Consider the following 15,003-nt stretch of genomic DNA (forward strand, 5'->3'; position numbering starts at 1 on the left):
GGAAATGAAAAAACATATTATACTGTTGTTTTTGTTTGCCGGACTATTTCAAGTTTCGGCACAAAAATATGCAACAAAAACAGGGAATTTAAAGTTTGAAGCTTCCACAGATTCTTTTGAAGAAGTGGCGGCAGAAAACAAAAACACTTCAGCCATTTTAGACTCAGGAACGGGAGACGTTGCTGTTTTAGCACTCATGAAAGGATTTCGGTTTAAAGTGGCTTTAATGGAAGAGCATTTTAATGAAAATTATGTCGAATCGGATAAATTTCCTAAAGCCTCATTTAAAGGAAAAATTGAAGATTTTGATGTATCAAAACTTTCAGCGTCATCAAAACCAGTTAAGATTTCGGGAGATTTGACTTTGCACGGAAAAACAAAAAAGATTACCGTTAATTCTAAAATCCAAAAATCAGATGACAAGATTACAATTACCGGAAGTTTTGAAGTAAAAGCAGAAGATTTTGATATTGAAATTCCAAAACTGGTCAGCAAAAAAATCGCTGAAAAGATAAAAGTGAGTTTCAATCTTCCGCTTACAAAAATGTAGTTTTTTTAGTTTATGGTTAATTATTTAAAAGTGCTGCATTTTTAAATACAGCACTTTTAATTTATCTAAGCTTTATTTCCCAACAGTTTGCTGAATCTGAGCAGGATATCTATCACCCTGAATTGTAGTTTGAGCAAAAGCATCGTCAATTTTTTTAACATCTTCTGCCGATAAATTAATTGAAGCACCGCCAATATTTTCTGTTAATCGGTTTGATTTTGTGGTTCCCGGAATTGGTGCAATCCAAGGTTTTTGTGCCAAAAGCCATCCTAAAGCAATTTGTGCAGGAGTCGCTTGTTTTTGAGAAGCAATAGCAGATAATAAATCAACTAATTTTTGATTGGCAGATCTGTTTTCTTCGCTAAATCTTGGAAGAGAATTTCTAAAATCTGTACTTTCAAATTTTGTGTTTTGGGTAATAGCGCCTGTTAAAAATCCTCTGCCAAGCGGACTAAACGGAACAAAACCAATTCCTAATTCTTCTAACACAGGCAAAACTTCTAATTCTGGTTCTCTCCACCAAATAGAATATTCACTTTGCAAAGCCGATACTGGTAAAACAGCATTTGCTTTTCTAATAGTTTCGGCACCAGCTTCAGACATACCAAAATATTTTACTTTTCCTTCCTGTATAAGATCTTTAACCGTTCCGGCAACATCTTCGATTGGAATATTTTGGTCTACTCTATGCTGATAAAATAAATCAATAACATCCGTTTTTAAACGTCTTAGAGATTCTTCGGCAACAGCCCTGATATTTTCCGGACGACTGTCTTGTCCGTTAAATGCCTGTCCGCCTTTAAAACCAAATTTAGTCGCGATTACAACATCTTTTCTAAACGGGCTCACCGCCTCTCCTACCAACTCTTCGTTGGCAATGCCGTATGCTTCGGCAGTATCAAAAAAATTAATTCCCTGTTCGTATGCTTCTCTGATTATTTTTATTCCGTGTTGTTTATCTACTGCTGTACCGTAAGCGAAACTCAATCCCATACAGCCCAATCCTAATGCAGAAACTTCTAATCCTTGTGTTCCTAATATTCTCTTTTCCATAATTTTATTTATATAAAAGTTTATTGTTATTTTTAACAGTACAAATTTCTTGTAATAAAACCAGCTGTATATAATACATATTACTGCTGTTATTACCATTTTTACTGATTTGAATAATCATGCTAAGTTATTAATAATCTGAATAGTATATTTGTGTATCTAAATTTCACAAGCACATCATGGACCAACTAAAACTTGAACACGTTACACAATACAATCAGTTAAAAGGTGTTGGAACACAGCATCCTTTAATAAGTATTTTTGATAATTCTAACAGTAATCCGTTACCCAATAATACCCGTCTGCATTTTGGTTTTTATGCTATATTTTTAAAAGCCGGAAATTGCGGCGAATTAAAATACGGCCGTAATAATTATGACTACGATGATGGCACAATGGTTTTTGTTGCTCCCGGACAGGTTCTGGAAGTAAGCAATACCGATAATTATAAATCTACAGGTTTAACACTGCTTTTTCATCCTGATTTTATAAAAGGAACTGCCTTGTTTAAAAATATAAATCAATATTCGTTCTTTTCTTATGACTCGCACGAAGCGCTTCATTTGTCTTTAAAAGAACAGGAAATTATAAAAGATTTATTCAATAAATTAGAATACGAGTTAAGCCAGTCTATTGACAAACACAGCAAAAACATTATCAGCAATACTATAGAACTGCTTTTAAATCACTGTGTACGTTTTTATGACAGACAATTCATTACCCGCGAAAACATCAATTCTGATATTTTATCAAAATTTGAAAACTGCTTAAATGACTATTTCCAATCTCAAAATGCACAAGATTCCGGACTTCCTTCTGTTGGATATTTTGCAGATCTTTTACATCTTTCACCTAATTATTTTGGAGATTTAATAAAAAAAGAAACTGGGAAATCGGCTCAGGAACACATTCAGTTAAAATTAATCAATCTGGCAAAAGAACGAATTTTTGATGCCGAAAAATCAGTCAGCCAGATTGCTTTTGAATTAGGATTTAAATATCCGCAGCATTTTAACCGCATGTTTAAAAAGAATACCGGTTATACACCAATCGAATATAGAAACCTAAACTAAAAAAATGCTGGATAACTTCCCCTTCTACCTTGGTCTGTTAATTGTTATTTTACTGCTCATTATGCTGGCCAATAAAATAAAAGTAGCTTATCCTGTACTTCTGGTACTTGCAGGATTGTTAATCAGTTTTATTCCGGGTGTACCTTCAATCAACATCGAACCAGAGCTCATCTTCTTTATTTTTCTTCCGCCATTATTATATGAAGCTGCCTGGACAATTTCATGGAAAGAATTGTGGCGCTGGAGACGCATTATAACGAGTTTTGCTTTTATCGTTGTTTTTGTTTCAGCACTTTCCGTTGCATTGGTTGCAAATTATTTTATTCCCGGCTTTTCATTGGCATTAGGTTTTGTTTTAGGAGGAATTGTTTCTCCTCCAGATGCTGTAAGTGCGGGTGCAATTTTAAAATTTGTCAAAGTACCCAAAACCATGTCGTCGATTTTAGAAGGCGAGAGTTTATTAAATGATGCCTCTTCCCTTATTATTTTCAGATTTGCCATGATTGCCGTTGCAACAGAACAATTTATATTTTATAAAGCGGCATTAAGTTTCAGCTGGATGGTTTTTGGCGGCGCTGGTATTGGTTTATTAATAGGATGGCTGTTTATGAAAGCACATAAATATCTGCCTACCGATGCCAACAGCGATATTGTTTTATCATTGCTGACGCCTTATATTATTTATCTCGCAGCCGAAGAAGTTCATAGTTCCGGAGTACTGGCTGTAGTAAGCTGCGGTTTACTTTTGTCTAATAACCGACACCGTTTTTTGAACAGCAGATCGCGTATACAAGGCGTAAATGTCTGGGAAAGTCTCTGTTTTATACTAAACGGATTGGTCTTTATGCTGATTGGATTAGATTTACCTCAAATTACTAAAGGACTGGAAGAAACCACGCTTTTAACAGCAATTGGTTATGGCGTTTTGATTACGGTTGTTTTAATTATAAGCAGGCTCTTATCTTCTTACGGTGCCGTAATTGTAACACTTATCGCCCGAAATTTTATTACTGTAGCAGACAATAGACATCCTGGATATAAAACGCCTTTTATATTAGGCTGGACGGGAATGCGCGGTGTTGTTTCATTAGCAGCAGCATTATCTATTCCCGTTTATCTGAACAATGGCAACGGATTTCCGCAGCGAAACCTCATCTTGTTTATCACCTTTATCGTTATTCTTTTAACTTTATTGATTCAGGGATTGACGCTTCCGTATTTTATTAAAAAAATCAAACTTCCCAATATCTACGATCCTGTTCCCCGCGAAGAAGCGCATCACCAGATACGACAAGAATTGGCTGAATTTGCGTTACATTACTTAAGAACCAATTATCAAGATCATGCCGAAAACAATACTTCATTACAGCATCTTATTCAAAAATGGGAACAGCATATTAAAGGAATTGATGATGAATCCATAAGTCAGGAACTCAAACATATTTATCGGGATTTATTAGACCAGCAGAGAAAATGGCTTTTAAATAGAAATAAAGAAGACAAAACTTTAGACGAAGCTATTATACGCAGACAAATGTATTACCTTGATATTGAAGAAGAAAAATTGCGATATCTTTAAAAAAACTACAGCGATAAGAGAGGAAAACTTTTGTATTAAGTTTATCTCTTTTATGCTGAGCAGGAATTGAAGAAACAAGTACTGGCGGAGAATTTAATAAAAAATTAAGCTTTTTCTTTAACAAAATTGTTAACTTGTTATAGAAATAGAAAAGATATCAGGATATCAAAGCCGATAAAAAAGGTTTAATTCTATTTTTTCTCAGCAAATTACAGGTCATAATACACCAAACCTAATTTGCATCAAATAATTATTTTATTGCAATTAAAAACCAAAACTATGCGTGTATCCGTTGTTCGAAAAAGTATAAAATTTACCCCAGATTCCAGAAGAGTTGTAGCCCGTTATTTCATGAATGGTTATGATAGAACCCAGCAGATGGTGCTTCGGATAATGACGCTGGATGAAAAACAAGTTTCAGAAACCTTAGAACAAACACTTCGGGAATTTGCCAGACGCCACAGAAATATTTCGGCGGTGTTTTTTAGACACTGCGAAAGAATAAGACCCATAATCGAAGCCATGCAGGTTGATTATGAAGCCATGACACTTAATCGAAAAATGCTAATTGGTTCATATTGCACAATGGAATATGCCATAGAATCAGCAGCTATTTTTAATCCTTCTATTGTAGAAGATTTTGATCAGTCTGGTTTAGAAGCGGGTGAAAAACGTGTAATAATTTCTTTCCGCGCCACTGGTGAAGGACATATTTCTTCTATTGTTTTTAGAAGAGGAATTCTGGACAGAGACAACAATCTTCAGATAATGAAAATTGGTCATCATATTGATAAGGCCGAAATTGAACATAAAACTTTATTCAATAAAGAGCGATTTCTCACCAAGCTCATTGAAATGCATACGCAGGACAAATACATTGATCAGATTATGCAGGATCTGCCGGAGGAATTTGAATTTGCAATTTTAAAAAACACATTAAAAACAGCTTTAAGTGATCCTGCAATTCGTCAGGAAAGAAGAACTGCTCTCGAAGAAATACTCTGGCTTGCCAACTCTTTTTATGATTTACAATTCAAACACGATTCTGATATTACAGAACGTGTCATTTTTCCAATATCAGATTCTGAAAGCCGTGGAATTGAAGATGCCCGTTTTGTGCGTTTTGTAGACGACGACGATTCTGTTCGCATTATGGCTACATACACGGCATATAATGGTCACGCGATATTGCCCAAATTAATCTCTACTGAGGATTTTTATTCTTTTAGAGTTATGCCTCTACATGGAGAAGGTGCTCAAAATAAAAACCTAGCTTTATTTCCGAGAAAAATAAAAGGAAAATATGCCATGCTTGCCCGAATTGACGGTGTAAACAATTACATTATGTATTCCAACAGAGTTACACAATGGAACACTCCTGTTTTATTGCAGCAGCCGCGTTACACCTGGGAACTCACACAAATAGGAAATTGCGGATCACCGCTCTGGACCGAAGAAGGCTGGCTTGTTATTACACATGGTGTAGGTACAATGCGACGTTATTGCATTGGTGCATCACTTTTTGATCTTGATGATCCGTCAAAAGAAATTGGAAGACTTAGCGAACCTTTACTTTCTCCATTGGAAGATGAACGAGAAGGTTATGTCCCAAATGTTGTGTATTCCTGCGGAGCCATTATTCACAACAATAGTCTAATCCTGCCTTATGCAGTTTCTGATTATTCTTCGACTTATGGTGTGGTTGATATGGTTGAATTATTGGATGCTTTGAAGAAAAGTAAATAAAGGATGTATCAAATTATTTTATGCGAAAAGGCAACAGGTATTATTCTGGAACTTGATGGAAAAACAAGATATTCGTATGATGGTATAAATGATTTTCCTCCAACTTTTTTTGCTTCTCTTGAAGAGGCAGAAGATAAGGCAGATGCTTTACTAAAAGAAAATAATACTATTGAGATTCAAATTTGTAATACTGATGGGTCTCGTGTAAAAATAATGGCTTAAAAACTGCTTTTCATTTTTAAACTTGAATCAGTCCCATAACAAGAGCCGTTCGTAAAGCTTCGGTTGTATTAGAAACCTGCATTTTCTGGATGATATTCTGTCTGTGGCGCCGAACGGTATAAACTGATATGTTTAGAAATCCGGCAATTTGACCGCTGTTGTTTCCTTTTGCAGCAAGTTTTAAAATTTCCAATTCTCTTTTCGAAAGTAACGTTTCGGAAAGAGATTTGTATTTTTCAGAAGCAATCGTTTCGCCTGTCTGCATGTTTACAATTCTGCCGTCGATTCCGGTACTGGTTTGTAAATTGCCAGAAGGCGAATACAAACACAATGCAAGCCAGATACTCCCGTTTGATGATTTTTTAAGATACATGGTGCGGTGATTAATGTAATTCACGTTTTGAGAATCAGAAGTTCTTAAACGACTGAAAGTGCTGAATTTTCTATATTCTTCTCCGGGTAAATTTTTAAGAAATTGTATATACTGAAGTTCCAAAGCATGACGTTCGGTTACATCATCAGAATTTATTTTATTAAAAATACAGTCTTCAAAAGCAGAATCGATTATTAAATCTTCTGAAGAAAGTCCAAAAAATTCTCCAAAATTGCCTGCATAAATATAACTGCAGTCTGCCTGAAAATCAGAAAGCACCGCTACACATTGTTCGATTTCGACATAAGAAACAACCGATTTTTTATATTCTTCTATGTCTAAAACTTCCCCATCCAGAAAGGTTTGCTGTAACAAAGTTGAAGTTAACTGATCTTCGATGGAAACTTTGGACATAGCGGCTTTATAAATTGGTTAATTTTACGTATTGCTGTTTTTGGAAAGCAGGACTAAATTTGAAAAACCTAAATTATCATTTTTATACTTCTAACAAAACATTTTATGAAAACTAAATTTATTACCTGCCTCGCTCTCTTTGGAATTATAATCTTTTCAAGCTGCAACAATTCTTCAAAAGAAAATAAAACTGAAGAAAAAACCACTGAAAAAATTTCAGATTCTGCTTTTGTTCGAGGTAATCCGTGCGATATAAAACTAGAGAAAATTCATTTTACAAAATCTATTAATGGTGCCGATACTCTGGCAAAAGTTGATGAGAAAAAGAATATCCAGTTTCATGTGGGCGAGAAAAAAGATTATTTTTCAGATCCAAATAACAAGCTTTCAAACAACACCGCTCCTATTCTTTTATCTAAAATAGACAACACAAAACCTTTTACAATTACGGCAAAAGTAAGTCCTGAATTTACTACAGGCGGTTTGTACAATGCAGGTGTTTTGTATTTGTATGTAAATGACAGCTTTTATCAGAAATTTTGTTTTGAGCAGGATGAAAGAGGAAATCACAGAATCGTGACGGTTCGTACAATTGGAACTTCAGACGATAACAATCATGATGTTGTAAAGGGAAAAACGGTTTATATGAAAATATCATCAGATACGCAGACGGTTGCCAGTTATTATTCTCTTGACAACAAAACCTGGCAGATGGTTCGTTTGTACAAAAACAATTATCCTGCAGAACTTTGGGGCGGTATAAGCGCACAGTGTCCGGTTGAAAAAGGAACTACGAGTTATTTTGAAGAGATTAGTTTAGAACAGAAAAGTGTAAAAGATTTTCGTTTGGGGATTTAAAATTTAAGATAATAAAAAGTTCTTTTACAAAGATTCGCAAAGATTATTCGCAAAGATTCACAAAAACAGAAATCGCCACAAATAAACTTTGCGAGTCTCAGCGATAATTTTTGTGTATCTCTGTGTAATAGTAAACTCTGGACTTATTTTAGATTTGGAATTTTCTCAGTTAAATTCTTCCAATATCGTTTTGGCATGTGCTGTAAATGCAGTTTGGTATTTTTTCTGGATTCAATATTTACACTGCTGAAATACTGTCTCCAAAGATTTTGAAAAAACTCTTCGTTGTCATCACATATTTCGGCTAAAAACTTCGATGAGGTTGATTCAGCATTAAATTGAAGCTGCACGGTTGAGGTATCTTCAAGATCATAGTAAATTCCGTATTTGCGTTTTGAGTCATATATCAGCCAGCGCTGATCGGCATAACGGTTTTTAAAATGCTTTTCTATTAAAGGCAGCACATCGCAATCTGGTTCTACTATCGCATAATACAAATTGTCTTTTGTGAGCTTAAACCGAACAAAAGCTTTCATACGATGGCTTTCTTTTCCGGTTAAATGTGCCGCTCTTTGAACATCCAAAACAAAAGTATTTGCCAGATCTTCTTCAATATTAACTGAACTGTCAAATACATATTTTACAAATTGAAATAAGGTTTCTTCTATTTTATCCAAATCAGATAAAAATGCTCTGTAAATATTAGCAAAACCTTCCGGAGAAAGACGCTGTTTTAATCCGTTTAAAACACGATTTGCTTTACTGATATCAGTTGTCACAAAATACGTCTCTGAAAAAAGTAAAGCATTCAAAACTTCATTTTTAGCAAAAACAACATCTGCGAGTTTTAATTCGTAAATTTCGAATACTGCCGTCAGCCAGCCTTCAAAAGTACTATCGTAAATTACTTGCGTCATTGGTTTAAAATAAAGCTAATTGATTTGAGAAATCATTTTTGTATTTACTTTTCTGCGAATTTAAAATGTGTTCTTTTATTTGAATTGAAGTTAGGTCTCTTTGTAACTGAAACGGCGCTGCAAAAGCCAGAAAGTATTTTGACCTGCTGTAAGAGATTCCTAATTTTTGTAAATCTTCTGGCTGCAGCTTTTTAAATTTTCGAGCTGCAACAATTTTTTTGGCACTCAAAACACCAATTCCGGGAATTCTGAGAATCAATTCTAAATCGGCAGTATTTATATCAACCGGAAATTGATTTAAGTTTCGCAAAGCCCAGCCCAATTTTGGGTCAATATCCAAATCAAGGTTCGGCTGGTCGAAACCTACCATTTCATTGACATGAAATCCGTAAAATCGAATTAACCAATCGGCCTGATACAATCTATTTTCGCGAATCATAGGCACGGGAGTTCCAATTGCAGGAAGTCTGTTGTCATAACTTATAGGCACATATCCCGAATAATAGACCCTTTTCATGTTCATTTGTTCGTAAAAATAATTGGCCATGCCCAAAATTTCCATATCATTTTCTTTTGTCGCGCCAATAACCATTTGAGTACTTTGACCCGCCGGAGCAAAAAGAGGCGCTTTGTAGTTTTGCTTTTTTTCTTCTTTATAACCTATAATTTCATTTTTCAGATATTCCATTGGTTTGATAACATCAATATGATTTTTATCCGGAGCCAATAATTTAAGACTTTGCTCGGTTGGCATTTCAACATTTACACTTAAACGATCGGCATACAATCCTGCTTCTTTCAACAATTCCGGACTCGCACCCGGAATTGCTTTTAAATGAATGTATCCGTTAAAGTTTTCTTCTAACCGCAGTTTCTTGACAATTCTAACCAAACGTTCCATTGTATAATCGGGATTATCAAAAATACCCGAACTCAGGAACAAACCTTCGATATAATTTCTTCGGTAAAAACCTATCGTTAAATCGACCACTTCCTGAACCGTAAAAGCAGCGCGTTTAATGTCGTTGCTTTTTCTGCTGACACAATAAGCACAATCAAAAATGCAATGATTGGTCAGCAATATTTTAAGAAGCGAAACACAGCGTCCATCTTCTGTATACGCATGGCAAATTCCGTTTCCGGAAGCATTTCCTAAACCTTTATCTTTATTTTTTCTGCTGCTGTTACTTGAAGAACACGAAACATCGTATTTTGCAGCATCGGCTAAAATTGCCAATTTCTCCATCACTCTTTCCTGTACCATTTGACCTTAAATTTAGTTTTAGAATAAAATTTGTTTCCTCAAAACTAAATATTTGATATTGAAAAGAACTGAATTCTGATGTTCTAAATTGTACCAAATTTTCTTAGTACAATTAGCAATAACAAAGCTTTTCTTAATAAATGAAGCCTTGTAAATAAATGAATTAGACTCAAAAAACAGGTAAAAATACGTAATGCCGAATTATTGAATCTTTATACATTGCATCATCATTTAAGGAGAAAAATTTTTATCCCCCCTAGATAAATTTTTCGGTCCTTTTTGATAAAATGGAGACTTGGATATTAGCGAGTATTAAAAACCAAAAGCTAAAGAGATGAATTTTGTAAAAGGACAAGATGTATTCTACACAACATTGAGTGGAAGATCTTATAGGGCGACAGTAATAGAGAGAAAAATAGATTTTAAAAAAGGACTTATCAAAAAATCTGCAATTAAGGAGATGACCTACCATTATTTGATAGAAGTCCATAAAGTTGGTATTAAAGAACAGATTCTTTGTACTGAAAATCAAATTAAGCTTTTGGAGAAAAAACAGCGCGCAAAAAAAGCGGCGTAATTACTGCTTTTAATAAATACTGCTGTTTTATTTATAACTAATTTTGGTGTTTCTTTATGTGGCATGTGACCAGCATTTGGAAATACACTTCTCTGCTTTTCCACTCACCAAAGTAATTGTTGTATTAAAATAATTTAAGTTCCGTCCTCATCGTTTTCTCTTTGAATAAATAAAAGCGGTGATTTAATTTCTGAGTAAATATTCCTATTTTCTAAATCTTTTCTAAACCAGGTTTTTGTTCGTGCTTTAAAAATAGTTTCTGTTTTTTATCTACGTGATATTAGAAGTCGTAGTAAAAGATCCTGAGGCTTTTTAATAATTTATCTAAAACTTTAATATACCAAATATCAAGCAAATGCTAAGCTCGTTTGAAATGAGTTGTATCAAGCAGTCTACTACTTTGCAATTTAAAATTATCATAATTTAGAAATATGTTAAAATTTACAAATATATTATATTTTATATATTTGAAAGAATAAACCTATATTTAAAATGAAAAATAATCATAAAAAACTGCGAAAAATATTTGAGAATTTATCCGAGTAACTGTAATTACTCGGAGATATCGTACACTCAAAATAAATATTAATTTTTAAACAAGATAAAATGACAAAGCATTTATTAAAAACTAAAATATTAATAGTTACCACTATAATTTTTATTCTCAACAACTTCCTGCGATAATAAAGAAGATGTTAAACAAAATAATACAATAACGTTTATAGATTAAATAATGAAGATGTTAATAGAGCAAGCAATATCATTAAAATAAAAGATACTGAAATACAAGCTAAAAGAATTAGTTTTACAAGTAAACCTTATATAGAGACAGCTCCGGAAGAGCCATATTTAGAATATGAAAGTCTGCTGGCAAGTCAGGATTTAACAATTGAAATTGATTCCAGAACTTCTCATATACTGGACCAAACTTATGAACAAAATATTCAGTATTTAAATGATTTAAATCTGTTTACAAGTACTGAACTAGCAACTGTAACAATATTTAAAGATGAGCTATTAAACACTAAAAATTTTGATACTTCAATAACAAATTTCGAAAATGCTATTTTATCTCTACCGATGACAAATAAAAAATTACAGCGCTTTTATAATTTTATTGATGGATTAAAAGTTATGAATGAATATGATCCAGATTTTTTCAAAGGAAATAGTTTTACATCTAAAAGTAATGGATTATTTGGAAGTTGTTTATCTGCATCTATAGGAGTTGGAATAGCATTTGTTGGACTTGCGACTATAGAAGTTGGATCTTTTGGTTTAGCAACAGGAGTAGCTGTTGCTGGATTTATATGGGCAAGCGCTGAATGGGGAGCCGCTTGTAAAGGAACAGGAAAAAAAAGATTATATCCGGCACATATAGACAAATCACAAGAAAAAACTTCACGAAATTTTCTTATATTAGACGAAAATGGAGATTTAATCGAATCTCCTATTTATATTAGCTATGTGCCAAAAATTAAATAAATTAATCTGTTAAGTTATAAAATTATGATTAAGATAAATTATAAAATTCAATTTTGCCTATTTGCTATCTGCCTTTTCTTCATTGGAATAGGAATCTATGAAACTTCAAATGAAGGAATAAAATCTGGAAAAGAACTATTCTGGCAAATTTCTCATTTTGTTCCTTTTGTAATGGGAGCCATTATTTTTGGCAGTAATTTGTATTCTGCCAGAATTCATAAATTTAAAAATTAAATAAGAACTATTTCTCTTGATAAAAAAGGCATTTTTAAATTTTAAAGATGCCTTTTTTCTTTATGATTTGTAAAAAAGACGTTAAAGTCCTGATCTCATAAGGCTTTTTCCATATAAAAAAATATATTTGTCTTAAACCCAGTTTTACCCAAAAACCGAAAAGACAGTAGCATGGATAATGAAAAATTTATTTTCTGCCTCGAAGGCGTTCAGGACGTAGATACCGTTACAACTACTGATGTGGTTAAAAATCTGGAAGAAATTGCTTTTAATCAGGGAATTTCGAGCATCTATAAAACCTGTGATACTATTGAGGGTTTAGAAGAAAGTTTAAATACTTTATTATATGATGATCATAATTTTAAGGATTATGAAATCATTTATCTGGTAATGCCGGGACAGGAAAACAACATCTGTCTTCATGATTATTATTACAGCATTGAAGAAATAGCCGAACTTTTTGAAGGGAAAATGAAAGGAAAAATTATTCATTTTGCCAATAAAAAAAGATTAGACCTTAACGACGAAGAAGCACAATATTTTCTTGATATTACTGGTGCCCGCGCCATTTCGGGATATGGTTCTACCTATAATAAAATTGCCAGCTGCAGTACAATCGATAAAGCGTTTTTCAGCTTATATCAGGAAAATGACGATTTGACTGAAGTTGTAGAAGATTTGTACCAAAAGCATTATGCTCTTTGTAAATTACTTGATTTTAGATTGTATTATTAAGTATGAAGACAAAGACAATTGAAAAAATAAAGACTTATAATGCCTCAGGATTTCGGGAGAAGTTCCTTGGAGAGGATAATCCTATTCATTTGCTTTTTAAATCAAATTCTGATCATTTTTTCTGTTTGGAGATTGAAGAAATAATGCAGATGCAACATCCGGTACCGCCTTGTAAACATTCCTGCCATACTTTAATTTTTATTTCTTCGGGCCAGCATGTCATGAAATTGGGGTATCAGGAATATACCACTATAGATAACGAAATAATTGTGGTTCCCGCTGGTCAGATTTTTTCTCTTGAAAATGTTAATAACATACATAAAGGCTATATCTGCCAGTTTCACCCTGATATTTTAATTAGAAAATACGGAAGCCGTGAAATGATTAATGAATTTGATTTCATGAAAATTTCAGGCAATCCAAAAATTACTCTGGCTCCAAAAGATGTTCCGCACATAACGGCTATTTTAAGCCGGCTTGAAAAAGAATATTCTGAAACTTCGACAGCAAACCTAAATATTGTGCAGTCGTATTTAATTACGCTGTTTTATGAAATGAATAAAAACTCGGTTAAGAGTTCAAAAAATATTTCTGCGGCAGAAGTTATTACCAATAAGTTCAAAGAGTTGATTCACCAAAATATTAAAACACATCATTTGGTTCATTATTATGCATCATTATTGAATGTTACGCCTAACCATTTGAATAAATCTGTTAGAACGGTTACAGGAAAATCAGCCACAAAATGGATTGATGAAACCATATTATTAGAAGCCAAATATTTACTCTTTCAAACCACACTTTCTGTAAGTGAAATCGCAGCACAAGTAGGTCATGAGGACCAATCGTACTTTAGCCGTTTTTTTAAGAAACATGAAGGAATTACACCAATTCAGTACAGAAAAATGATTGATAAGTCCTAATTATTGATTATTGAATCCTATTAAACAGCCATACATTTTTCAGAAATTTGCCTCTTCAAAAAATGCAAATTATGATTTATGTTTTTAAAACTTCCGTTAACAGCCAATCAAAATTTGAGTCGGCTTCTACACTGCTTCACGAATTATTACCTGATACTTTATGGAATTTTGATCTTGAGGACTGCGATAATATTTTAAGAATCGACAGCGAGCTTGATATTCCAAAACTAATTCTAAACAATGGCATTTTTGACTGCATTGAATTAGAATAAAACTTAAATACTTACAACATCTTCACAAATAAAATGGAAACTAAATTATACCAAAACCGAACTTTTGACACAGTAGATTACTCTGATCAGAGTTTATCGAATACAGAATTTGTAAACTGCGAGTTCATCAACTGCAATTTCTCTAAAAGTGATTTGAGTCATAATGATTTTTTAGATTCTACTTTTAAAAACTGCAATCTTTCGCTGGCTGTGCTTAAAAATACCGGATTAAAAAATATCAAGTTTATCGGCTGTAAATTAATGGGATTAGATTTTAGTGCAAGTAACAGTTTTTTGTTTTCGATGAGTTTTCAGGACTGTCTTTTAGACTATTCAACTTTCATTTATAAAAAACTAAAGAAAACCAATTTTATTGACTGTTCGCTTAAAGATGTCGATTTCTCAAATACCGATTTGTCTTTGGCAGTTTTCAAAAATTGTGATTTATCTAATGCTACTTTCGCGGAATGCATCCTGGAGAAAACCGATTTCAGGTCTTCGAGAAATTATGCTTTCGATCCTTCTGAAAATAAAATTAAAGGGACAAAAGTTTCTCATACAGCGCTTGCCGGATTATTAGAAAAATTTGATTTGGATATTGAATAAGCTTGAAAAGTATTCAGTCGCAGTTTTTAGTCTCAGGTTTCTTTTACTGTGAAGATTTCACAAAAAAGTACTTTATAAAAAAAGGGATGCAATTGCATCCCTTTTAAAAACTAAAAATATGA

Annotated in this window: 17 protein-coding genes; 13 read left to right on the forward strand and 4 right to left on the reverse strand. The window is 33.2% G+C overall.

Features of this window, described 5'->3' with window-relative positions; all coding sequences use genetic code 11:
- The first annotated feature begins 4 nt into the window (after nt 1-4).
- Entirely contained in the window at nt 5-550 is a 546-nt protein-coding gene (locus ACTJIW_RS00725) for a YceI family protein (RefSeq protein WP_440715374.1), read from the forward strand.
- Nucleotides 551-622: 72 nt separating this feature from the next.
- On the opposite strand, the gene ACTJIW_RS00730 is transcribed toward ACTJIW_RS00725, so the two are convergent.
- Nucleotides 623-1,603 (reverse strand): aldo/keto reductase, encoded by a 981-nt coding sequence (locus ACTJIW_RS00730; protein ID WP_012022277.1) that lies wholly within the window; start codon nt 1,601-1,603, stop codon nt 623-625.
- Between the two features lie 179 nt (nt 1,604-1,782).
- Here ACTJIW_RS00730 and ACTJIW_RS00735 point away from each other — a divergent pair, with 179 nt between their 5' ends.
- The 4 genes from ACTJIW_RS00735 (at nt 1,783) to ACTJIW_RS00750 (ending at nt 6,223) form a co-directional block, all read left to right on the forward strand.
- Nucleotides 1,783-2,676, forward strand: a complete 894-nt coding sequence (locus ACTJIW_RS00735) for a helix-turn-helix domain-containing protein (RefSeq protein ID WP_274251284.1) — start codon at nt 1,783-1,785, stop codon at nt 2,674-2,676.
- A gap of 4 nt (nt 2,677-2,680) precedes the next feature.
- Nucleotides 2,681-4,255: a Na+/H+ antiporter gene (locus ACTJIW_RS00740; RefSeq protein ID WP_121360234.1), complete on the forward strand. Its 1,575-nt coding sequence runs from the start codon at nt 2,681-2,683 to the stop codon at nt 4,253-4,255.
- 279 nt (nt 4,256-4,534) lie between these two features.
- A complete protein-coding gene (locus ACTJIW_RS00745) occupies nt 4,535-6,001 on the forward strand; it encodes a glycoside hydrolase family 130 protein (RefSeq protein WP_121362820.1) in 1,467 nt (488 codons plus the stop codon).
- Nucleotides 6,002-6,004: 3 nt separating this feature from the next.
- Nucleotides 6,005-6,223: a hypothetical protein gene (locus ACTJIW_RS00750; protein WP_012022281.1), complete on the forward strand. Its 219-nt coding sequence runs from the start codon at nt 6,005-6,007 to the stop codon at nt 6,221-6,223.
- 16 nt (nt 6,224-6,239) lie between these two features.
- On the opposite strand, the gene ACTJIW_RS00755 is transcribed toward ACTJIW_RS00750, so the two are convergent.
- On the reverse strand, nt 6,240-7,010 hold the full coding sequence (locus ACTJIW_RS00755; RefSeq protein ID WP_274251286.1) for a response regulator transcription factor: 771 nt from the start codon (nt 7,008-7,010) through the stop codon (nt 6,240-6,242).
- Between the two features lie 105 nt (nt 7,011-7,115).
- On the opposite strand from ACTJIW_RS00755, the gene ACTJIW_RS00760 reads away from it, so the two are divergent.
- Nucleotides 7,116-7,868 carry a DUF1349 domain-containing protein gene (locus tag ACTJIW_RS00760; RefSeq protein ID WP_073408921.1) on the forward strand — a complete coding sequence of 251 codons (753 nt, stop codon included), beginning with the start codon at nt 7,116-7,118 and terminating at the stop codon, nt 7,866-7,868.
- A 143-nt stretch (nt 7,869-8,011) separates the two neighbouring features.
- Here the strand turns inward: ACTJIW_RS00760 and ACTJIW_RS00765 are convergent, their stop codons facing one another.
- Both ACTJIW_RS00765 and ACTJIW_RS00770 read right to left on the reverse strand, forming a co-directional pair.
- Complete coding sequence (locus ACTJIW_RS00765) at nt 8,012-8,785, reverse strand: TIGR03915 family putative DNA repair protein (protein WP_440715373.1); 774 nt, start codon at nt 8,783-8,785, stop codon at nt 8,012-8,014.
- Nucleotides 8,786-8,789: 4 nt separating this feature from the next.
- Nucleotides 8,790-10,049 (reverse strand): putative DNA modification/repair radical SAM protein, encoded by a 1,260-nt coding sequence (locus tag ACTJIW_RS00770; protein WP_274251289.1) that lies wholly within the window; start codon nt 10,047-10,049, stop codon nt 8,790-8,792.
- Between the two features lie 334 nt (nt 10,050-10,383).
- Between ACTJIW_RS00770 and ACTJIW_RS00775 the strand changes: the two genes are divergently transcribed.
- The 7 genes from ACTJIW_RS00775 to ACTJIW_RS00805 all read left to right on the forward strand — a co-directional run bounded on the left by ACTJIW_RS00775 (nt 10,384) and on the right by ACTJIW_RS00805 (nt 14,881).
- On the forward strand, nt 10,384-10,626 hold the full coding sequence (locus ACTJIW_RS00775; protein WP_012022286.1) for a hypothetical protein: 243 nt from the start codon (nt 10,384-10,386) through the stop codon (nt 10,624-10,626).
- Between the two features lie 1,134 nt (nt 10,627-11,760).
- Nucleotides 11,761-12,111 (forward strand): hypothetical protein, encoded by a 351-nt coding sequence (locus ACTJIW_RS00780; RefSeq protein ID WP_440715372.1) that lies wholly within the window; start codon nt 11,761-11,763, stop codon nt 12,109-12,111.
- A gap of 24 nt (nt 12,112-12,135) precedes the next feature.
- Nucleotides 12,136-12,345 (forward strand): hypothetical protein, encoded by a 210-nt coding sequence (locus ACTJIW_RS00785; RefSeq protein ID WP_044047381.1) that lies wholly within the window; start codon nt 12,136-12,138, stop codon nt 12,343-12,345.
- 171 nt (nt 12,346-12,516) lie between these two features.
- Complete coding sequence (locus ACTJIW_RS00790; protein WP_012022288.1) at nt 12,517-13,080, forward strand: DUF6642 family protein; 564 nt, start codon at nt 12,517-12,519, stop codon at nt 13,078-13,080.
- 2 nt (nt 13,081-13,082) lie between these two features.
- Nucleotides 13,083-14,003, forward strand: a complete 921-nt coding sequence (locus ACTJIW_RS00795; protein ID WP_440715371.1) for a helix-turn-helix domain-containing protein — start codon at nt 13,083-13,085, stop codon at nt 14,001-14,003.
- A 62-nt stretch (nt 14,004-14,065) separates the two neighbouring features.
- Nucleotides 14,066-14,275 (forward strand): hypothetical protein, encoded by a 210-nt coding sequence (locus ACTJIW_RS00800; protein ID WP_012022290.1) that lies wholly within the window; start codon nt 14,066-14,068, stop codon nt 14,273-14,275.
- Between the two features lie 33 nt (nt 14,276-14,308).
- Nucleotides 14,309-14,881, forward strand: a complete 573-nt coding sequence (locus tag ACTJIW_RS00805; protein WP_440715370.1) for a pentapeptide repeat-containing protein — start codon at nt 14,309-14,311, stop codon at nt 14,879-14,881.
- Nucleotides 14,882-15,003 lie beyond the last annotated feature (122 nt).

The organism is Flavobacterium sp. 22659 (assembly GCF_052044235.1).
In the GTDB taxonomy this organism is placed as follows: domain Bacteria; phylum Bacteroidota; class Bacteroidia; order Flavobacteriales; family Flavobacteriaceae; genus Flavobacterium; species Flavobacterium johnsoniae.